Origin of the sequence: Methanosarcina vacuolata Z-761, assembly GCF_000969905.1 — an archaeon.
Lineage (GTDB): Archaea > Halobacteriota > Methanosarcinia > Methanosarcinales > Methanosarcinaceae > Methanosarcina > Methanosarcina vacuolata.
Genome location: NZ_CP009520.1, coordinates 4,080,996 through 4,103,092 on the forward strand (window position 1 = coordinate 4,080,996; position 22,097 = coordinate 4,103,092).

The window sequence follows — 22,097 nt, forward strand, 5'->3', positions numbered from 1 at the left end:
GTATGACCTTTAACGAAACCGCAGACGAGAACGGCACCAAAATATTTACTAATGTTTCGACTTCAGAGTTCGGAAATTGGGTTGTTCAGAACTACTGTGTATCACTAGTGATTTTCGTCATGAGAAGATCCCGCTCCTTATTGGCTATTCCAACAGTCTGGTAAGCGATTCCGGTGCTATATCGTTTTGCGAAATCTATTGCTGCAGCAGGGTCGCTGGCATATATCTTCATTAATGTCTCTCTAATGGGCTCATATTCCCGGAAAGATTGCTCTTCATAGTCTCGCCACAACTTCTCTACAAGGAATCTATATTCATCATGGTTTACTTCGCAGAGTGAATAGAGCCCCCTGAAAGACCAATATGCTGATAACGGACTGTACTGATTTCCTTCAAGGCTAAAACCGTGAGGGATATCATCCATAACGCTATAGAGAGGGATGTAGGGTGCGCCCATAGGGGTGCTGACAACCTGCCATATCAAACCTTTTAGCTCCTGAGGCATCTTTGGATCAAGAACCATAATATGGCTTTCAGCAGTCCTATCCACCCCAATCGGCCGCTCCGCTATGCCTTCAAGCTCCGTTCCCTTGTAGGTAGCACGTAGCACGTTCATAACGTCACGGACATGGATTTTTTTGTCCGGCTTGAGAAAAAGCGGATACTGGCATTCCCGGGATTTTTGTTTCAATGAAGGAGTAAGGATTTTCTGTGCGAGCCATATGCGGTCGACATTATAAGGATCACCTGGAATGCCAAAAGCTTCGGCAAAGTTAAAGTTATGCCGATCAGGTGCCTCAAGCAGTTTGTGTTCGCAAACAAATTTAAAGAGTTTTTTGGAATGCAGAACATCTTCGTTGTCAAGATCAACAGAATGCACCCTCATGCCATTTGCCACTACGAGGTATGAATCTTCGGGGATTTTAACAGCAATCCAGTGATGACATGATCCTATCTCAAAGTACCATGACTCATCGGGGTCGCCTATTAAAATACCATTAACCTCGCTTGCGCCATACTTTTCGACATATCTGCCAAGAAGCTTTACAGCCTCTTTTGCCGATTCAACCTGCGGTAGAAGAAGGGTTGGTATTACCGATTCAGCAATGCCGCCGGAAGCTAGCAGAGGGTCGGCACCACTTGCGTTATCATTAATGGTAAGGGAGTTTGTCGCGGAAATAGCAACATTGCGTTCGTTAATACCACGCTCTTCAAAGAAAAAACGTCTTCCGATAGCGTACGTTGCCTCTTCATAACCCGCGGCGTCCGGCATTGCGTTATACCGGTACATTTTTTGCGGGACCGGGACTTTCAGTCCGTTCCCCAAAGTCCATACATTATCAGAAACAGCGGCGTTGTCGTCTTGCTTGTTGTAATACTCCGGAAATGGACGAAAGATCATATATTTATTCCAGTTGTTCCGGGTATAGTCTTCGTTTCTGGACAACAAAATTGTCCCGTCGCAGGTCGCTTTTTTGCCTGCCATTAAGCTTGTGCACACACTCTCACCTTCATTAATAAGGCGAGAAGAAGAATCGTGGATTTCTCACGACACCCCTCTCATCCCCAGGGTTTTGTTATTTAACGATAGCCAGTTTTGAATTAACGAAAAGATTGTATGAATTCAGGCCTGGCGGATTGTCCTTCGGCAAATCAAATTCAATATTCACCCCCTTTCGGAAGAAGAGACAATAAGTTGAACCGCCGAAGTGGAATGTTCCGATAGGTTGGCCTTTTGTGACCTTTTGACCTTCATAAACCTGTATGTCACAAGAAGATACCTCTGCCATGCCAATGGGCATAAAGCACATCAGCCCTATTTTTGGATTGTCGGCCTCGATGAAAATAAGCGCCCGCGTTGCGACTTCGCTTATATACCCCTGTGAGTCATTTGGTGCAACCGGGTCATAACCTTCCGTCGGGGTCTCTGAGTAATATGTCCCGTCAATGACCTTTGTTTTAACAATCCTCCCCGATACAGGGCTGTTCCATCGATGGTAGCTTCTGGCACTCAAAAATGCCTGATAGACAGAGCCTCCCACAAACTGTTCGGTTCTCTCGTCACCATCAAACATATGCGCAAGTGAGTATGGTTGCCCTTTGATCCAAAACTTTGTGCGCAGTTGTACTTCCTTATCACCCTGTGCAATTTTATAGGGAGCGGATTCACATGCGTTAACAATGATGGAATCATCACCCTCCCCGGCAGTTGGACGTTTCCCGTCCCGGAATTCCCTGGTGAAAAAATCGTCCCAGCAGGCAAAGCCGTAATGCGGTTTTTCCGGGTCACATTCAAATGTCTCGATAAACTCTAACCTCGCCTTTTCATGCTCATCGGGTCTGAGGAGCGGATTTCCCTGCCTCATCATATTCATCATCGCCACCATGGCCTTGTCGCTAAGCCAATAATACTGCTTTGTTCTGCGTTTTTTCGTCCCTTTGATCGGGTTATTGTCCTCCACTAGAACATAATTTGAGTCCACGGACTTAAGGAACGTCCCCCAATGGTTCAGCACCTTCTTGAACTGGGCGTTGAGTTTATCATTAAGGAACGCCGCAAAACCGCCTTCGGTGCCCATTGCCCAGTCGAGAATCGCGTTAATAGGAAAACCGACGCAGCCGGTGTCGTTATAAGTAGGGGATTTTGTCATTATGGCATTCAGCAGATCTAAAAAATGCTTATAGTCTCTTACCTGTTTTCCATACACGCTATGTTCATACTTCTTCGGCACCTGGGCGAACATCATGGTTACAAGCGCGTAAATTTCAGCGTCTGATTCAATAAGCTCCTGAAGCTCTTGTATGACCGGATGAAACGGCTTTTTTTCAGCGTCTACTTCGTCAATAAGATCGGCCAACCAATCATTCAAAATTTTTTGGTCAGAAGGGAGCCATTCTCCAATCCGGTATTGTGCGGTGTTAGTCTTTTCCATACATTTCTCTCCTCTATTGAATGTTTTAAATTAAAGGTTGGGTCTGGCTTTTCAACCAGTTGTCTACTACCTCTCTTGGAACGCCCATTGTCCTGCAATGCAAAGCATCGGTACCCAGCCATGGGAATTCAGGTTTTCCAGGTATGCCGACAACTTCGTAACCCGGCAGAGCTTTGCGATAGACATTAAGGGCTTCATCATCGAATTTTGTGTATTCGCCACCCGCTATAGGCACATACACATGTTCGTTCAGGATTAGGCTGTTAGTGTAAGCGGCGGTGGTTGACGGGGTGTCGGCTATTGGGACATAAATGTCCTGGCACATTACCCGGAAAACCTCAAATCCCTCTTGTTTAAAGAAATCCGAGATGCCGTCAAAAGCCTCATTGGTTTTCTTGTCCTGAGACTGCGCGATCAGCACTTTATTTGGCGCGAGGAATTTTCCCCAACAATCAATATGACCGATATAGGTGCCAGTCGGATCAGTCAGAACAAGATATTTTTTGGCGCCGAGAAAGCGGTTGCATTGGTCCATGATATATTCCATACGCTTTTCGACGGTAGTCGCATCGGGATTCGTAACCTGCTCTTCCGAGTCTACGGGGAGTTCGTTTTGTGTGGCGACGAGATAAGACGAAGCGATAATACCATCCCCCGTGACCATATAATTTCCACCAACGTTAAGGAGTCCGGTGAAATACCAGTCATGTGTCTGGATGGGGGGAAGTTTTTTGCCGTTCCAGCCCGCATTATTCCATTTTCGGATGGGAGCGTTCAGCCAATCGGAAAACTTTGTCGCTCCGGCATCATCGTTCGGCCTGAATATCCCGGAACCTTCCCGCGGGTCAACCTCTTCCGCTCCTTCTATCATACCTACAGAGCCACCGCCAAGGGAGGTGTAGATATGTTTTGCAATGGCGAAACATCCGGTTTTTTTGTTTTTAATCCACCAGGGGCCATAGTCCCTTGTCCAGTAGGTGTCGGTGTCCCATGGAACGAGATGTACCAGATTGGGATCAAATGCGATCTTTAACGACTTTGCAGTTTCCTCAAGACTTTTAATAATTAAAGGCAACTGGGTCTCATCGTCGCACATGACAAAAATTCTAACAGGAGCTCCTTTTGAATCCAACTGCTGCATACGGATAATAAGCTCGTTGGGAACACCAAAAGAGCGCGGTCCCGACGGCGGCAATTGTTTTTTATCTTCCGGAGGGGCGAGAGTTCCCGGATAAGCAACCAAAACCCCTCCCATTGGGGCGAATTCAGCGACAGCGTTTACCGGCGAGGGCACGTCGCAGTAATATGTTTTGTGTGCGGGCGGTGAGGGACATTTGCACATTTTGTTAAACAAAGTCGCCAACTGTCTCGCTGTTGGTTTGGCAAAATGGTATTTTTTAAGCATACATATCTCCTTTGTTTAATTTAGTTCACTCCTAAGTAAACATCTAGATGTCCTTGACTGTATCACTATGTAACTTCTATAATTAAATTTTACCATTATATAAAAATATTTGAAATTATGGAGACCGATTTATGAATATATAATTAAGATTTGTATATTAAACTCAAAAATCAAATAGTGTCAATGCAAAATTAGACGAAGGACACGCTTCATTAAAAGAGAAGTGCTCTGCCTTTTTCGAGAAAACTCATAACAATAAATTATCAGAATTACCAGAACTTCCACTATTGTTTATCAGGCCTAATCCCAGCATAGATGCTACCAAGTGCCAACTCATTGATAAAGTATAAAATACTGCAAAAAGGGACTATGTGTTTCTTACTTTTTTTCATTTGATGAGCAGTAATCAACAAAATGTCCTGTATTCCTATATGCAGTAGAACGATTTAGTTTAGAAAAGCATAACCAAAAGCATAACCGAAAGCATAACCAAAAGCATAACCGAAAGCATAACCAAAAGCATAACCAAAAGCATGATCAAAAAAGAGAGACAGTTAAAACATGTAAGGTCGAACACTTTCCATTTTATTGTACCTGTTACTCAAATAATTCAGGCACATTCAGTATAAAAACTAACATTTGGCGTTTTGCTATTTAGTTCAACACAAGATAAAAATAACTTGTCGTTATAAAATTACTTGTTGTTATAAAATGGCTTATCGTTACATTTCTTCACATGTTGTTCAGCTCATCGGCCTTTGCCTGTGCTGCTTCCTCTGTTTCGAAGATCTCGGTTTCTAAGGAATAACAATATAGATACATTCCATTCACAACCCGTACAGTTCTGTATATAAGAGTGTACACGGGTTTATCCATGGCTTCTGCTTTCAGGTAGCTGATTTCATGCTCACCCCAATTTACCAATATATATTCTAAGCCACCTATTACTATTGTTTCAGGAAATTCTACACCATCAACTACCTGTTTTCCGACTGAAAAATTCAAGTCTTTATATAGTAATATAGAGCGAACAAACACTTTCGGGAGCTTCGATTCTTTGTCCTTATCTGAAAAATATGACATATTCACTTTCTCATCTGCATAGTCAGAAAAACTTGCATTTCGAGATGCATATTCATATACTGATTATATAATTGTACAACGTTTCCATCAATTTCGATATGAGTTGTCATAGATTTCAGCCTCGTGAGTATATAGACCGGCCTATACATCAGTTGGTAAAAATATATAAAAACTTAAGTTACTTAGTATTCAATAAAATTGGAATTTTTTCAGCAGCGGATACCAGCATGGTAGTATCATTACGAATCAAAGATATCGTTATCGCGCCTTCTATCATTAATTGAAGAATTAAGCTTAGTTCTCTCGCTTTTTCTGATGAAAATCCACTATCAACCAATTTCTGATAATATGTATCCGTCCACAGATCATAGACTTCAATACAGGTTTTTCGTAAAGACTCACTTATCGAGACCGTCTCTAAGGCTAGCAAATTGATAGAGAAACAATTTTCGTGATCTTTTTCATTGAATTTCTGTGCTATATCCAGAATAAATTCCTCGATGGATTGAATAGGATTGCTGTTCTTTGATAATTCTTCTTCTATATAGTGTTGAATTGTATCTCCTATCAATTTTATAGTAGCTGTCACTAATTCCTCTTTTCCATCTGGGAAATGATAATACAATGATCCTTTCGGCGTTTCACTTTCTGTAATGATTTTATTTAACCCAGTTACATGATAACCATTTTTCTGGAAAAAAAAGCAGCCGTAGTAAGGATTTTTTCACGTGTATTCATTTTAGATCCCATAGAATTATTGGTAACAGGCGTGAGTTACTGAAAAACGTGAGAAAATAATGGCTTTTCACTATTTACCAAACATGGAGGATTTACTCTTTTTTGAAATTGATCAGTAACTCACGCCAATAACCGAATAATTTTCCGATTGATTATAATGACTGGTCTACATATTATTTATATTTTACTGACTGCTCTAAAGCATAGGTTTATACGAAAAGTATCGAACTCATCTAATTTTTTCAATCAACCGAAGACTTGGCAGAACAAGTCTCAAAGAGTCATGAGCTCCAGGTCAGAGCAAATAACCTTAACTAGATCAATACTTGAACCTGCAGGAAATAATCATTATATGTTGTTTCAAGGTCTCTGTTTATCCAGACATACTTTTTCGAGTTATTTATTTTTGAGGCAAAAAACGTGTTTAACCTGGGAAATAAGGCACTGGGATCTTTAAAAATAGATCATTTTTGTGAGTGTCTAGTTAATAAAGAAGTCCTAATTCTTCAAACTGTGTCTTAATGATCCGCAGGCCCTCCTCGCAATCCTCTGGACATTTTCCACCTGTAATTACCAGCTTGCCAGTTCTGAATACAAGCACTACCACTTTGGGAGCCTCAAGCTTATAAACAAGCCCAGGAAATACCTCTGGCTCGTACTCGACGTTTTCCATTCCAAAGGCTGTCAAAATGGCGTTCAAGTTTAAATTCGTGTTCAAATCTGCGGAGGCTACTACATTTTGAACGTGAATCTCAGGCTCTGGATCTATTTCCTTGCAACCTATAGAACTGAGTTCATTAGCCAGATTGATCAGAGCCATATGAGCTTTATCGGTACTCCTGGCTCCAGCGCATACCACTTTTCCAGAGGTGAAAATTAGAAAGACAACCTTTGGATTCTCAATTCTGTATACAAGGCCGGGAAACTTCGTTTTGTTATATTCTGCGCCTTCAAGCCCAGCGTCCATTAATTTTTGCAGGTCGAAATCTTCTGCCAGCCTGGTAGATGCCACTATGTTCTCTATAGTTATTGTGGGTTCCATACAACATCCCATAGAATTATTGGTGATGGGCGTGAGTTATTGAAAAACATGATCACAAGAATACCTTCCTTTTTTTCAAACATGAGGATGAATTCTCTTTTTCGGAATTGGTCAGCAACTCACGGACATGACCTGATAATTATCGAATAATTATAATGACTGGTCTACATATTATTTATATTTTACTAATTACTTTAAACAACAGTTACATTTCCTCCAACAAGACTCGCTTAGGGCAAAGTTTTGTTACCACATTCTGTAACCGCAATGCAAGGAAACCTTACATTAAAAAGAAAAAATAGTACAGAGGTTTAAGCGAATCCGAAATGAAAACAGGGTTCACTTCATCCCCTATCAAAAACAGAGTAGTCGTTGCTCTGTGATCCCGATGAAATAAACGCGTTCAGTAGGTATTTTATTTATGCAGAAAAATATCTAATTAATCTGATCTTGTTATATCAACCGAAGACATGACAGAACAATATTCCATTTTTAACTTTTCAAATAGGTTCTTACTACATATATTTCCTGGCAATGACAATTGCCTATATGTAAATTTTGATATCTTACAACCCAACTCTCTTAGTAAGTTCATTCACATCAGTGTCGTCAAAAGATACAATTACCAGATTTATATGTTCGTCATCGTAAAAAACTATACATCCAGAATGCATTTCATATCTATCTATCTCTATTCCTTGCAACTGCTTATAATCCGGGGTGTTGATCATTTTGAGAAAATGTTGATATAAGTCTATTGACTGAGTGTCCCAGTCAGTAAATCTATTTTTTTCAAGATGAACCCGTAGTTTTTCAAGCCATTTCGTATTGTGAAATTCTATTCTACTCATAATATCACTGTTCAAAGATTTAAAATACAAGTTTAAAGTTTTGGGAAGTTTGACAATCTGCAATCTTCCTTAAACAAATCACCCACAGCAGAAAATAGACCGGTCTATATATCAGTGGGCAAAAATATATAAAAATTTAAATTAGTTATTATCTAGTAAAATTGGAATTTTTTCCGCTGCAGCTACCAGCATGGTAGTATCATTACGAATCAAAGATACCGTTATCGCGCCTTCGATCATTAATTGAAGAATTGAGCTTAATTCTGTAGCCTTTTCTGATGAAAACCCACTATCAACCAATTTATGATAATATATATCCGTCCATAGATCATAGACTTCAATACAGGTTTTTCGTAAAGACTCACTCATCGAGACTGTCTCTAAGGCCAGCAAACTGATAGAAAAACAATTTTCGTGATCTTTTTCATTGAAGTCCCGTGCCAAATCCAGAATGAACTCCTTAAAGGCTTGAACGGGATCGCTATTCTTTGCTAATTCTTCTTCGATTTGATGTTGAATTTTATCTCCCATCAATTTTATAGTAGCTGCTACTAATTCCTCTTTTCCATTTGGAAAATAATAATACAATGATCCTTTCGGAGTTCCACTTTCTTTAATGATCTCATTTAATCCAGTAGCATGATACCCATTTTTCTGGAATAAAAAAGCAGCCGTCGTAAGGATTTTTTCACGTGTATTCATTTTAGATCCCATGGAATTATTGGTAAAGGGAATGAGTTATTGAAAAACGTAAGAACAAATTATCTCTTTCCGCTTTTTTCAAACATGGAGAATGTGCTCTATTTTTTAGAATTGATCAGTAACTCACAGGCATGACCGAATAATTTTCCTATTAATTATAGCGACTGGTCTACATATTATATATATTTTACTGACTACTCTAATGCAGAGGTTTTTTTCAGGTAAACCCAGCATTTAACTGGATTACTACAGCTATAAGACTTAAAGCTATTTAAGAACAGATGAGAAAAATACTTCTTATACCAAAACTTAACTACTTTTATATTTTTACTACTTTTATATTTTTAGCAGTTTGCTAATTTTAGATACCCAACTTTGTGTTTTATCTTGAAATGATTTTACAGATTCAAAATTATTCAAAATTTCATTGCATGATACAACAGTTACAAGGTGTATCAGTGGAGATTCTAAATCTAAATATTAAGGTTTTGTGAACAATTAGTTGTGTCAACAACTATTTATGATATTAGTGCAGGTATACACAACGATTATGGTTGTAATTGCAACTATTTCAATTAGACAATATGGTGGATAATAAAAATGAATACAATTGAATTCAATGGAAGCTCACATGCTAGATTGTGTGATCAGGAGTTCATTGGAAAGGCCATCTCATATCTCTACAGATATGGACAAATCTATATTGGGAAAAAAATTGAGCCATATGGTATTGGAAGCGGACAGTTTCCTTTTCTTATGAGACTATATCGCGAGGATGGGATCAATCAGGAGAGTCTTTCTGACTATCTAAAAATTGATAAGGGCACTACTGCAAGGGCTATACAGAAACTTGTTGATGAGGGTTATGTTTTCAGACAGAGGGATGAGAAAGACAAACGATCATACCGGGTTTTTCTTACCGAGAAAGGGAAAAAGCTGGAACCTGATATGAAAAAAATAGCTTCAGAGTGGGGGGACATTCTCTTCTCCAGTTTTGATGACAGTCAAAGAAGAGAGATTACGAATTCACTTGAAATTATGTTTGAAAATGGACTCAAAATAATGTGAATAACGGGACAAGATCATGCAATTTAAAAGTGCTCATCTTCTTATTATTTGTATTGTTGCATTTTTTTCAATGGCAGGAGGCGCTCTTTTATCACCAGCATTGCCAGCGATGATGAAACCTCTGCACGCAACATCCCAAGACGTAGGACTGTTGATATCGGCGTACACTATCTCAACGGCTATTTTCGCCCTGGTTATTGGGCATTTCATTGACCGTGTAAACCGGAAGAATCTACTTGTCCCTGCCTTGTGATTTACGGTCTAACAGGACTTGTAAGTTATTTTATCTCTGACCTGCAATCACTTTTTCTCTTGAGGTTCATACAGGGTATCGGGGTAGCAGGGATGACGTCTTTGCCCATGATGATCATAGCGGATGTGTACAAAGGCCATAGAAGTTTGTACGCCATGAATAAGGTTAGTATGGCTCTTGCCATTGGCTCAGTATCTGCCCCTCTTATAGGCGGAGGACTGGCAAGTTTGAGATGGAACTATCCATTTCTTTTCTATGTACTTTCACTTCCGCTTGCTTTTGTTGCGATGGCCTTCCTTCCAGAGACAAGGGTTCAGAGGGACAATGAGGCTCACAAAGGTATATTAAACGGGTTTACAGCACTCAAGGAATTAAGAATATTATACACGGTATTCCTAAGCTTTGCGGTTTTCTTTATACTATTTTCAGTGCTCATCTACGTTCCCTTTATGCTTCAGAATGTATTAGGCTATACTGCAAAGGGAGCAGGAATTGTATTGGCTTTTCAGGGAATAGCTGTCATTTTGATTATACCCCGCGTGAAGATTCTGGCTAGTAAACATTCAACCATGCTAATTATTGCTACTGGTTTTACACTTACTGGACTGGCAATCTTTTCTGTTTCATTTGCGTATTCGATTTTCACAGTTCTTCTCTTAATGTTGCTATTCGGAGCAGGTTTTGGGCTTGCTCAAACCGCAATTGATGCACAGATAGTTCAGATCGCTCCTTCAGAATCAAAAGGTAGTGTGTTATCTATTCACAACACCATGAAGTACGTTGGTCAGAGTCTTTCTCCCATAGTGCTTGGTATTGTCCTGTCACATTTTGATCTTGACACGGTTTTTAGGATAGCAGGTTCCTTTGGGTTGCTTGTTGCTCTGATAACGTATTTAATGAAGAATTCTTTTGAAAAACCAGGTGACAAACACATAAAAGAGACGAAAATATCGTTGTCAAATCAATAATTTGTTGAACTTTTAGATGATATAGTGTAAGGGGTCGTCTCAAAACTTCATCTAACTAATTATTGATGCCAACATTAAAGCTCCAGGGTATGATCTTTCTTTGATCCTATTACATGAAATTTCCTTTTACCCATGCAATTTGAAGAGAATACAAAGAATCCATTTATCGATAAGACTATTTCGAACAATGGAAAATAATGGAATACTACCGGAAGAAATGCATCACTAAATCCAATTCCGTTCCAAACTGACACCCGGAAGGGTAGTAGTGGCTCGAGCCGGATGAATTGAAAAATTCTAGGCCGGTTCCTGGAAGACGGGGTAGGGAGCAATTCCACCCTGTTATTCAAATCTCACCTTGCAATTGCTCTTGGGATTGAAGCAGTAAAGCAGGTATTTCGGTTTATTTTAACAATACAGGAAACCTTATTTAAAGATTGAAAACAGCAAATCGAGAAGGAATGCTTGAAAAGAAACTCAGGGATTTGGTGAAGTATAAATTGCGGATTCCTGGTGCTCTGAAACTTTACTTATAGTAAAAACCTACAAAAATGATTGATTAAGTCCGTTCGATTACCGATTAACCTGATTAAAGAAAATTTTATTCCTTTTCTGGAAGTGAGAATTATGAGTGAGCTTGAGATTATCGAAGCTGCGCTTTTTGCTGCTGGCAGGGCAGTAAGCCTCGAAAAACTTATGAAAATTACAGGAAAACCCAAAAAAGCCGTCCTTTCGGCAGTACAGAAATTGACAGAGGCTTATTCTTCCCGAGGGTCCGGAATTGAGATTCTTGATCTTGGGGAGCGGTATGTTATGCAGGTCAAGCCCGAATACTCCGAGCTTATGCGGGAAGTCGCCCCAAAAGAGCTTTCAGCCCCAAAACTTCGTACCCTTTCCATGATTGCCTATCATCAGCCCCTGCTCCAGTCAGACCTCATTGATATGAGAGGAAGCGGAGCCTATGATCATATAAAGGACCTTATAGAGCGAGGTTTTGTAGAGTCCGTGCCCTGCGGGAGAAGCAGGCAGCTTTCAACAACCCCTCTTTTTGCAGATTACTTCGGGCTTAAAAGAAATGACCCTAAAGCCATAAAAGAGAAAATCCTTGACCTTTTGAGGTCTCAGGCAGGGCAGAGTGAGATCAACCTCTGGATAGGAAAGAAGACCATTGCCGTAACCCCCATGTATGAATCTCTTATGAGCATGTGCGGGATCAGGGAATACTTCGTAGCCAATGCCTACTCGCCTTCAAAAGAGGAAATCTCTCGCCTGCTTGAAGCCGATGTTGTCGTGGTCTCGGCCGGTTACGCTGATACTGTACGGCAGTACTGCGACGGAGAGGTCCTTGAAATGCATTCAACAACTTTTGAAGACCTTATAGAATCAATTGCCTTACTTGCTGAAGAACTCCCCGATGATGTAGACTCCAAAACCATGGAAAAAAGCATTAAGAAAATTCGAGAAACCAGAGAAAGATATGTTTCTGCTGCCGTTCTTATCGAGAAGAAGGTCAAGCCGGCAACTGAAATGGTCTCAAGAATCGTAAACGACCTTTCCCTTGGAATTTCTGCAGATGGAGTTCTTATCGCACCTGACTATGGAACTTCGAAAAGCGGAGTTAAAATTGAAAAAGGGGCTCAGATCCTCATACCCACACACCGCAGTGTTAAAGGCGACCTTCTCCAGAGGGTCTGTGCAAAGTATGATTCTATTCTTGAAGGCCTTGAGAAGTTAAAAGACTGATGTACCTTATTGGTGCACAACCTTCCTCATCTCTGATTATTTTTTTTGAATTACGGGCGCCCTTAATTTAAGTTTTTCTGTGGCATTTATATTCTATATATAAAGTATTTATATAGTAACCTGGCTATTTAGCTATAGCTTTATATACTGGGTAGAGGATATTACCTTTGCTTTATATACTGAGGGTTGACTAATGAGCGAATCTAGCATCAAGATCGAAAATGTGGTTGCATCCACTAAACTCGCTGAAGAATTCGACTTAACCGTTATCGAATCAAGGTTCGAAGGAGCCGAATACAACAAGCAGAAGTTTCCCGGACTCGTTTACAGAGTTTCAGATCCTAAAGCTGCATTCCTGGTCTTTACTTCCGGTAAGGTTGTCTGTACAGGGGCAAAAAACGTTGCTGATGTGCATACAGTTATAGGCAATATGGCGAAAAAGCTGAACAGTATAGGGATTCCGACTATAGAGAACCCTCAGATTACTGTCCAGAACATTGTTGCTTCTGCAGACCTGCATACTATTTTGAACCTGAACGCAATTGCAATAGGGCTTGGACTTGAAAATATTGAATACGAGCCTGAGCAGTTCCCTGGCCTTGTGTACAGGATCGATGACCCCAAAGTAGTTGTGCTCATCTTCAGCTCCGGAAAACTGGTAGTTACCGGTGGCAAGACCCCTGAGGATTGTGAGAGGGGTGTTGAAGTCGTCCGCCAGCAGCTCGACAACATGGGGCTTTTATAAGAACCCTCAATATATTAATATACCACTATTCTGGAAGTAAAAGTAACTGATAAATTATACAATAAAACGGATTCTGCGATGCACGTAGAGGTTCCGGTAAAGGATATGTGTGAGACGTGAACAGCGCAGATGTTTGCATTCTTATTCCCACTCTGAACGAAGCTGCAACAATAGGGCAGCTTATTAAGGACTTCAAGCAGGAAGGCTTTTCCAATATTCTGGTAATTGATGGGAACAGCAAGGACGGCACAGGGCAAATTGCAGAAGCTGAAGGCGCAAAAGTAGTCATGCAGACCGGGAAAGGTAAAGGGCAGGCAATGATTCAGGCCTTCGGGCTTATAGGGAGCCCTTACGTGATAATGGTTGATGGCGACGGAACATATCTTGCCCGAGAGGCTCATTCCCTTCTCGAGCCTGTGCTGGAAGGTCGTGCCGACCACGTTATAGGTAACCGGCTGGAGAATTACGCCCAGGGAGCTTTTACGAGGCTCAACCTTGTGGGCAACCATTTGATAAATATGTTTTTTGACGTTGCATATAGCGTGAAATTAAAAGATATCCTCTCAGGCTACCGTGCGTTTACGCTTGAAAGTGTAAAAGAACTTGAACTTAATAAGACAGGTTTCGAAATAGAGACCGAAATTTCTGTGGAATGTATTCTTAAAAAACAGAGGGTTGAAGAAGTCTCTATCACTTACTTGCCGAGAAGTGAAAAAGGCGCAACCAAGCTAAATCCGGTAAAAGACGGATTCAGGATTGGATCTACAATCTACAGGCTTGCAAAAGTGCACAATCCCATGTTTTACTTTGGAATTATAGGTTTCGTCTTAATCATGGCAGGCCTGTTCACAGGAACCTTTATTGTAATCGAATGGTTCCGGGGAGTCGATCATATCCCGCTTACTATTCTTACAACCCTACTGATCATATTCGGCCTTCAGATGTTTATCTTCGGAACCTTGAGTGATTTCATATTAACCCTCCATAGGCAAACAGTCCAGTTAATCATGGAGCAGAACAAACAGAGAAAGTAAAAAACTCTCTTAATGGCGATTTTTTATTTTTATTACTCATTTTTACAGTGCCTGATTGTTTGGTTTTCATCCTGTTACAGTAATTTAGGCATATGGCATCTTGTATCTGTGATCTTGTATCTAGCTTCTCGTATCTAGCTTCTCGTATCTGGTATCTCGTATTTGGCATCTCGTATCTGACATCTTGTATCTGGTTTCACGTATCTGAGCTCTCGTATATGGTATCTTGAATCTCTTGTTATTTTGATATTTTCTTCAGATTTTTCAACCCCCCCTGAAAACAAGTTTACTTGTTTTTTATTCAACGAAAGTTTAATATAAATTTATAAAATATTTATTTTAATTCCACACTTCATATTTTTCAATAACTATAGACACATAAGTAAAGTAAACTTGATTACGGTTAAAGTTAATTTTTTAAAAAGTGTTATATATAATTACGCGCATTTTATGATCTAATTCACCCTTGCTTTAATTACAGATTTATCTTACAGACAAATTTTACAGATGATCAAAATCTTGAGGTTAATAATATGACGATCGTGGAAGATGCACAAAAAGGGATTATTACTGAAGAAATGAAGATTGTTGCAAAAGACGAAGGTCTTGAACCTGAATTCATCCGCCGTGGGGTTGCAGCCGGCAGAATTGTTATTCCAACATCTCCATACAGGAAGGTAAAGATTTGCGGTATAGGAGAAGGGCTCAGGACCAAAGTCAATGCATCTATCGGTGTGTCCTCGGATATTGTTGATGCAGATATGGAAGTTAAAAAAGCACAGGCTGCCGAAGCTGCAGGTGCAGACACCCTTATGGAGCTCGGAACTGGTGGAGACTTCCTTGCAATCAGGAAAAAGGTCATTGACAGTATTTCCCTTTCAGTCGGTTCAGTGCCTCTTTACCAGGCTTTCATTGAAGCTGCAAGGAAATACGGCTCAATCGTGGATATGACCGAAGACGAACTTTTCAAGGCAACCGAAGACCAGGCAAAGCTCGGAACCAACTTCATGGCAATCCACACAGGAATCAACAATATCACAATGGACCGGCTTAAAGCCCACGGCAGGTACGGTGGTCTCTGTTCCCGTGGTGGTGCCTTCATGACTTCCTGGATGCTCCACAACGAAAAAGAAAATCCTCTTTACGCAAACTTTGATTATCTCATTGAAATCCTCAAGGAGCACGAAGTAGTCCTCTCTACCGGAAATGGAATGCGTGCAGGTGCAGTCCACGACGCAACCGACCGTGCCCAGATCCAGGAACTCATCATCAATGCCGAACTGGCCGATAAAGCCCACAAACAGGGTCTGCAGGTTATTGTTGAAGGTCCGGGTCATGTCCCTCTCGACCAGATTGGAACCAACGTAAAACTCATGAAGGAAATGAGCGGCCACAAGCCCTTCTACATGCTCGGTCCACTTGTAACTGACATCGCTCCCGGTTATGACCACATCGTAACTGCAATCGGAGCATCTGTATCTGCATCATACGGATGTGATTTCCTCTGCTACGTTACTCCTGCAGAACACCTAGCCCTTCCAAACCTCGAAGATGTCATCACAGGAGTCAAAACCTCCAGGATTGCAGCTCACGTAGGCGATATGGTAAAATATCCAGACAGGGCAAGAGAACAGGACCTTGCGATGGGCAGGGCCAGAAGAGAACTCGATTGGCAAAAGATGTACTCTCTTGCAATCGACCCCGAACACGCAAAAGAAGTTAGGAACAGCAGGGCCCCCGAAGATTCTGACGCCTGCACAATGTGCGGTAACTTCTGCGCCCTTAAGATCGTCAACCAGAACTACAACCTTGCAAAATAAGCAGGTACAGTAAATTATCAAAGTGAAGCCTTCGGGCTTTACTTACTCATCTTTTTAAACGGTTTTTCATGTTTTTTTCACTCATTTGGCATGAAAGTTCTTTTTCAGTAAACTTCTTTTTCAGCAAACTTTTTGTTCAGTAAAATTCTTTTTCAGTAAAATTTTTTTTCAGTAAAATTCTTTTTCAGCAAACTTCTTTTTCAGTAAACTTACATGCTTCACTCAATTCATACACTTATATATTATTTTGAAACCCATGTTTTTGCCATTCTGGCAGTTCAAAATCGACAACTTTTTACATAATTATTATAGAAATATCAATAGTTATTCTTATTATTTTATTGAGATACTGGAAAGATTTCTTCTAAACCTGAGTTGAAATTTTTTATTTTATTAAGGACGGTGCTTTTATGAGATATAAATCGGTTAAAGGGCTTGTTGTTCTCGGAATAGTTAAAGGACTCATCACTCTAGGGTTATTACTGTTTTTTTCAACGTTTTCTGAATGTGGCGCTTCTGCAGAGGTTACGAATTATTCTGAAACACTAAACCAGGAACAACCGTTTGAAAAACTTAATCCCAATGAGGTTACGACTCAATGGAACGATACATATCTTTTCAGCAGCAGGGAAGATGCATTAAAAGAACTTGAAACCTTAAAAAAGAAGCCAGAAGAAATAAACGCAACTTTCCGTCCTGAATTCGAAAACTTATCTGGACCTGTTTTACTCGATTACCTGAACGCTGAAAAGGAATTCTCAAAATCTACTGAAGTTTTGTACGTTTATGCGTATACTCAGCTCAGTAAAAATGTGAGTGACCCGTTCTTTGCTTCTCTTCTTACGGACTCTCAGAACTTGCTTACCGAATATGGGAAAGCAACCTCATTTACAACCGTTAAGTTGACCTCGCTCAATAAGGAAGAGTGGGACAGACTCTTTTCCGAAGAGCCAAAACTTGAGGAGTACAGGCTTTATCTTGAAACTAAGTATATGAGGTTTTCAGACCACAAGGCAATGAATGAATCTCAGGCTATATACATTACAGAACTCGAAAACCAGCGCATGAAACTGGAAACTGAGGCGTTTTCGGAAATTACGAATAACGTCACAATGGCAGGAAATATAACGCTTGAGAATGGAGAGGAATATTCAGTCAATTCTCAGTCTTACAATACTTTACTTTCGACCGATCAAAACCGGGAAAACAGAAAGAAATGTTATGAGAAGAGATTTTACCACCTGAAAAACGAATCAGATTCCATGGCATCCCTCTATTCAGAAAAAGCCCGGATTGACGATATTGAGGCAAGAGAACTGAACTATACAGATTACTATGACTACACTCTCTATAGTGCCTATCTTAACCATACTCAAATTGATGAGATGAATACGGTTTTCAAAGAAAGAAAAAGTGTGTTTGAAGACTATAATGAATTCAGGAAAAAGAAACTTGGAGTTGAAACGCTCAGGCCATACGACCTTATGCTGCAGTTGACGGACCAGCCTGGCAAAAATTATACGTATGTAGAAGCTTTGCAGGAAATTCAGAATTCGTATTCCAGAATGGACCCCCGTTTCAATGAAATCTTTTTAAAAATGGTAACTGGGAATTTCGTAGATGTATATCCTGATCCTGAACACGGGAAACAGCCAGGAGGTTACACTTACAGTTTATGTTCTTTAAAGTCTCCAGCCCTTGTATTTCTCAACTACAATGGCCTTATCAGCGACCAGAAAGCCATTACTCATGAACTTGGACATGGGATTAATTTCTACCTTATTGGTAACTCCGTCGATTATCTCTACTGCTCAGGTCCGATTTATGAAATGGAGGTTCCTTCCACTTTCAACGAAGAACTTTTTGTTGATTACGTGGTTCAAAATTCCGATAAAGAAACTGCAGTTAATGTTCTCTCCCAGCATATAGGGGAATACCAGAACTACTTTACTCGCCAGCCTATGATTACGGAATTTGAATATAAAGCACACCAGCTATGTGCTGAAAACGGGACAGCCAGCGGAGCCGACCTAAATGCTATCTGGACAAATCTCTCTAAAGAGTATGGGAGCGACTCGGTGGAATATTATGATGAGGATTCTGCAGAATGGGCCTATATTAACCATATTTACTTAACAACCAATTACTATACCTTCAACTACGCAGTTTCAAAGGCAATAACTCTCTCCCTTTTCAAACAGTATAAGGAAGACCCGGAAACTTTCAACAAAAACTACATTGCGTACCTTTCGGCAGGCTCGACAATGCCTCCTGAAGAAAAACTTAAAAAGTATTTCGGGATTGAAATAAATAGACAACTTTTTGAAGATGCAATGGATGTTGTTGAATTGAGGATTCAGGAGCTCAACGAACTGGAGAAAGAAAAGAGTGCAAATAAGTCTGATTCTGGCGCAAAAAACCTGAATACATCTGGATTTTTCTGGGCAAATAATATAAAAACAAATGAACTGGAACACCTCAGGTAAAACGCGTTTAAACACTTAAGGTAAAACTGTAGTGCTTTAGATAAAATGCTTGATGGTGTTTGCGGGCACTTAAGTGCCCTTAACCTTTAATTTCTTTTTTGTGGAGGGCACTTTTTCCAGTTATTTTCTATTTATAAAAATCTACCCTGTTCAGCAAACTCTTCTATTTCGGCCGTTGAATAAAGATTTTTACCAGAACCAACACAATTATCTGCAGCCGATTTGCAACCACATTTCTGGAGGCGAACAAAATGTATTACGATATAATCGAATCTCCAATCGGTCCTATTCTTCTGGCAGGAGATGAAAAAGGGCTGAAACATCTTAATTTCTTGAAAGGTAAGAAGAGAATAGAAATTCCTTCAGACTGGATAGAAGATAAAGAGTTTTTCAGTGAAGCTGCCAGGCAGCTTGAAGCTTATTTTTCAGGGGGACTCGAATCCTTTGACCTCAAACTGTCTCCAGAGGGAACAGATTTTCAAAAGTCCGTCTGGAAAGCTTTATGCGAAATCCCTTATGGGGAGACCCGGACTTATAAAGAAATAGCCGTATCAATCGGGAAACAAAAAGCTTATAGAGCTGTGGGGCTTGCAAATAATCGGAATCCGATTGCGATAATTATCCCCTGCCACAGGGTCATAGGCTCAAACGGAAAACTTACAGGTTATGCGAGTGGACTGGATATAAAGGAATTTTTATTGAAACTTGAAGAAAACAATTTGAAATAAGAATAACACAAAAATTCAATCCAAATTCTCTGTAATTAGCAGGAGAAATCATCATGGAGCTTAAAAAAAAGATTGAAAGCATTATCAAAGGAGCCGTAGCAAGTCCAGGCACTGAGACTAGATATCGTGAACCTCTCGTAGGCTATGCTTCAGCAAGTGACCCAATTTTTGATGACATGAAGAAAATCATTGGTCCTCACCACCTGCTCCCTAAAGAGATTTTCCCCGAAGCAAAAACTGTTGTTTCCTTCTTCCTGCCGTTTGAAAAAGAACTTGTGAAACTTAACTGGCAGTCCCCTGATCCTGTAAAAGAATGGATTCAATCCAAAAGTGAAACCGACTGTCTTATAGAGAAAATCAACGAAAAACTAAAAGCTGAGCTGGCAGAAGAGAATATACAGTCAGTTGTGCCCGGAACTGTTTTCGATTATAAGAGTAAAGGCTTCGACGTTGCCTGGTCTCATAAAAGTGCTGCTTATGCTGCGGGCCTGGGCACTTTTGGAGTCAACCAGATGCTGATTACGAAAGCTGGGTGTGCAGGTCGTTTTGGAACTTTGCTGATTTCTGTCGAAATTCCTCCAACTCTGCGCCCGAACGAGGAGTTCTGCCGCTACAAAAAAGGAGAGAAATGTCTTGTCTGTGTGGACAGGTGCCCGGCTGGAGCCCTCAGTGTAAGAGGGCTTGATAAAGAAAAATGTTACAGGCAGCTTCAGGAAAACGCCAGGGCTTTTCCCGAACTTAATCAGTTTGCGTGTGGAAAATGTGCAACCGGACCCTGTGCTCTCAGATCTCGTTGAACCGTATAAAATTTTTTATACGTTTTACAGGATTGCACGATTTTATTATTTAAGTTTCTGAGATGTACAGGGTTCAGTGCCGAATAGCGGCTCAGTTGCTTATACCGCCGTTATCGGAGTTGAAGTATTCTTCGAAAGATTCTGCGTCGTTACATTTATCCATAGATGAAGATCTCTATAAGGCACACTGATATTCTCTAACATTTCCTTTTTATCGTTATTATAGAGCAAAAACTGAAGGTTCATGTTTGTTCCCTCGAAGGGGGGAGTTATGGTTACTGCTTTTTCCCAGGTCTCATTGTTCCGAATGTAGATATTTTTCTGGTCATCCGGCAAAGGTAGAGACGTGTTCTCAAGCCTGACTTCCATTGTATAGTTTACGGGCTTCTGCTCATGGTTTATAACCGCAACTATTATTGTCCCATTATCCCCAAGTACATAGTCGGTAGGATAATTCTCAGCTGTTCCATCAGGCCCCAGAATGTAAAATTCGGTAAAAGGCTCCATTAAAGATTCCTCATCCAGAACATCAACTTCGGCAGAAGGCTCTTTAAAAGACTCCGCGATTTTCAGCATCTCTGCTTTTTCAAGAGACCCGATCAAATTTATTTCAACTCCTCCAAGTTCCCACTGCAACATCTTCGTGTTTCCAAATTCATTGAGGTATTTTCCTTCCGTTCCATTGATGCTGATTTTTTCAGCGCCCTCCATGAAAGTGTTTTCTTCAGATTTATTTTCATAGACAGCTTCTATTACATTAAAATTTTCAGATCCTTTCTGATAGCTAAGAATCACAGTTTCGGAACTTTGACCCTCAGCACCTGTTTCATCTTTCTCAGATATCATTGTCGAGTTAAGCATGTATCCATCCGGTATATATTCCGGGACAAGAATCTTAAAGCTCGCCTGTTCTCTGGCTTCTTCAAGGCTCAGGTTGTCTGGGGTTTTGAGTTCTTCATCCAGATCCAGGGTTTCTACTTTTGCCCCTTCGGGAATCTCAAATTTGAATTCTGAATCCGGAATTCCGGTGTTTATTTTCAAGTCACGCATTTCCACTTCTATTATCAGGTTTCCTTCATTGTTGTAAATGCTGGACTTAAGTACCATCCATGTCTCTTTGTCAACCCAAATTTTCGTTCGAGAAATTAGTTCGGACTCGTTTTCTTCGGTTTTTGGCCTGGCTTCAAGGACATAAGCGCTTCTTCCGTCCACCGCTTCAACTCCAAGCATGGAAACCTCACTTTCGTTCACTAAATTACCTATGATATTGACAAAATCTTTTTCCGTTAAAAGAGGTTCTTCGGGCAATTTTATCTTCGTAACCGTATTTGTTTTGGCATCATAACTCCATGCGAACTCTCCATCCGAGACAGATTCGACTTCTTGTCCGTCCTCCACACCAAGCGTCTTCATCAGGTTAGGTTTCTTATATATTATCCGGGTTTCCTCTTCCAGATTTTTTTCCCCATTAAGGTATACTGTTGTGTGCATTGTGCCAGAGTAATCTTCAAGGTTTGCTTCTTTTTCTTGCACTTGTTCTACAATCTCTTCTGCACTCAGTTTGTCCTCGCACCCAGATAAAAGAATAGCCAGGCTTATGAAAATTATTATAAATTTTATTTTTATATGTTTCATTTTTCTCCCTACATTCCAAATATTAAAAATAATTTTAATATTAGTCTTTACTTTCTCACACATTTA

The 22,097-nt window shown here is 40.3% G+C and carries 17 protein-coding genes and 2 pseudogenes; 9 read left to right on the plus strand and 10 right to left on the minus strand.

Annotated elements, in window-relative coordinates; all coding sequences use genetic code 11:
- Positions 1–91: 91 nt before the first annotated feature.
- From MSVAZ_RS16750 to MSVAZ_RS16785, 9 genes and pseudogenes are all read right to left on the minus strand, one after another.
- Entirely contained in the window at positions 92–1,501 is a 1,410-nt protein-coding gene (locus tag MSVAZ_RS16750; RefSeq protein ID WP_198146762.1) for a C69 family dipeptidase, read from the minus strand.
- Between the two features lie 76 nt (positions 1,502–1,577).
- Positions 1,578–2,933 (minus strand): phosphatidylserine decarboxylase family protein, encoded by a 1,356-nt coding sequence (locus tag MSVAZ_RS16755; RefSeq protein ID WP_048122824.1) that lies wholly within the window; start codon positions 2,931–2,933, stop codon positions 1,578–1,580.
- Positions 2,934–2,958: 25 nt separating this feature from the next.
- Positions 2,959–4,338 (minus strand): agmatine deiminase family protein, encoded by a 1,380-nt coding sequence (locus MSVAZ_RS16760; protein ID WP_048122826.1) that lies wholly within the window; start codon positions 4,336–4,338, stop codon positions 2,959–2,961.
- A gap of 732 nt (positions 4,339–5,070) precedes the next feature.
- Positions 5,071–5,421 carry a hypothetical protein gene (locus MSVAZ_RS16765; RefSeq protein WP_048122827.1) on the minus strand — a complete coding sequence of 117 codons (351 nt, stop codon included), beginning with the start codon at positions 5,419–5,421 and terminating at the stop codon, positions 5,071–5,073.
- A 178-nt stretch (positions 5,422–5,599) separates the two neighbouring features.
- Positions 5,600–6,010 (minus strand): LmrA/YxaF family transcription factor, encoded by a 411-nt coding sequence (locus MSVAZ_RS16770; RefSeq protein ID WP_157206121.1) that lies wholly within the window; start codon positions 6,008–6,010, stop codon positions 5,600–5,602.
- 3 nt (positions 6,011–6,013) lie between these two features.
- Positions 6,014–6,106, minus strand: a pseudogene (locus tag MSVAZ_RS21905) (TetR family transcriptional regulator); the annotation flags it as partial.
- Between the two features lie 537 nt (positions 6,107–6,643).
- Complete coding sequence (locus MSVAZ_RS16775; protein WP_048122829.1) at positions 6,644–7,201, minus strand: TATA-box-binding protein; 558 nt, start codon at positions 7,199–7,201, stop codon at positions 6,644–6,646.
- 566 nt (positions 7,202–7,767) lie between these two features.
- The gene (locus tag MSVAZ_RS16780) at positions 7,768–8,052 is read right to left on the minus strand and encodes a hypothetical protein (protein WP_157206122.1); all 285 of its coding nucleotides are present in this window, start codon (positions 8,050–8,052) and stop codon (positions 7,768–7,770) included.
- Positions 8,053–8,193: 141 nt separating this feature from the next.
- Positions 8,194–8,754, minus strand: a complete 561-nt coding sequence (locus tag MSVAZ_RS16785) for a TetR/AcrR family transcriptional regulator (RefSeq protein WP_052728025.1) — start codon at positions 8,752–8,754, stop codon at positions 8,194–8,196.
- Between the two features lie 600 nt (positions 8,755–9,354).
- On the opposite strand from MSVAZ_RS16785, the gene MSVAZ_RS16790 reads away from it, so the two are divergent.
- From MSVAZ_RS16790 to MSVAZ_RS16830, 9 genes and pseudogenes are all read left to right on the plus strand, one after another.
- Positions 9,355–9,822, plus strand: a complete 468-nt coding sequence (locus MSVAZ_RS16790; protein ID WP_048122835.1) for a MarR family winged helix-turn-helix transcriptional regulator — start codon at positions 9,355–9,357, stop codon at positions 9,820–9,822.
- A gap of 70 nt (positions 9,823–9,892) precedes the next feature.
- Positions 9,893–11,043 (plus strand): annotated as a pseudogene (locus MSVAZ_RS16795) (MFS transporter).
- Between the two features lie 627 nt (positions 11,044–11,670).
- Positions 11,671–12,786 (plus strand): SMC-Scp complex subunit ScpB, encoded by a 1,116-nt coding sequence (scpB, locus tag MSVAZ_RS16800; RefSeq protein WP_048122837.1) that lies wholly within the window; start codon positions 11,671–11,673, stop codon positions 12,784–12,786.
- Between the two features lie 193 nt (positions 12,787–12,979).
- The gene (locus tag MSVAZ_RS16805; protein ID WP_048122839.1) at positions 12,980–13,531 is read left to right on the plus strand and encodes a TATA-box-binding protein; all 552 of its coding nucleotides are present in this window, start codon (positions 12,980–12,982) and stop codon (positions 13,529–13,531) included.
- A gap of 116 nt (positions 13,532–13,647) precedes the next feature.
- Positions 13,648–14,565, plus strand: coding sequence for an S-layer glycoprotein N-glycosyltransferase AglJ (aglJ, locus tag MSVAZ_RS16810; protein ID WP_048122841.1), 918 nt, complete (start codon positions 13,648–13,650; stop codon positions 14,563–14,565).
- Positions 14,566–15,098: 533 nt separating this feature from the next.
- Positions 15,099–16,385: a phosphomethylpyrimidine synthase ThiC gene (gene thiC / locus MSVAZ_RS16815; protein WP_048122842.1), complete on the plus strand. Its 1,287-nt coding sequence runs from the start codon at positions 15,099–15,101 to the stop codon at positions 16,383–16,385.
- A gap of 410 nt (positions 16,386–16,795) precedes the next feature.
- On the plus strand, positions 16,796–18,871 hold the full coding sequence (locus MSVAZ_RS16820) for a M3 family oligoendopeptidase (RefSeq protein WP_232316142.1): 2,076 nt from the start codon (positions 16,796–16,798) through the stop codon (positions 18,869–18,871).
- 251 nt (positions 18,872–19,122) lie between these two features.
- Complete coding sequence (locus MSVAZ_RS16825; protein ID WP_048122845.1) at positions 19,123–19,599, plus strand: methylated-DNA--[protein]-cysteine S-methyltransferase; 477 nt, start codon at positions 19,123–19,125, stop codon at positions 19,597–19,599.
- 53 nt (positions 19,600–19,652) lie between these two features.
- Positions 19,653–20,396: an epoxyqueuosine reductase gene (locus MSVAZ_RS16830; protein WP_048122847.1), complete on the plus strand. Its 744-nt coding sequence runs from the start codon at positions 19,653–19,655 to the stop codon at positions 20,394–20,396.
- Between the two features lie 99 nt (positions 20,397–20,495).
- On the opposite strand, the gene MSVAZ_RS16840 is transcribed toward MSVAZ_RS16830, so the two are convergent.
- Positions 20,496–22,031 (minus strand): DUF1616 domain-containing protein, encoded by a 1,536-nt coding sequence (locus MSVAZ_RS16840; RefSeq protein WP_232316143.1) that lies wholly within the window; start codon positions 22,029–22,031, stop codon positions 20,496–20,498.
- Between the last annotated feature and the right edge of the window lie 66 nt (positions 22,032–22,097).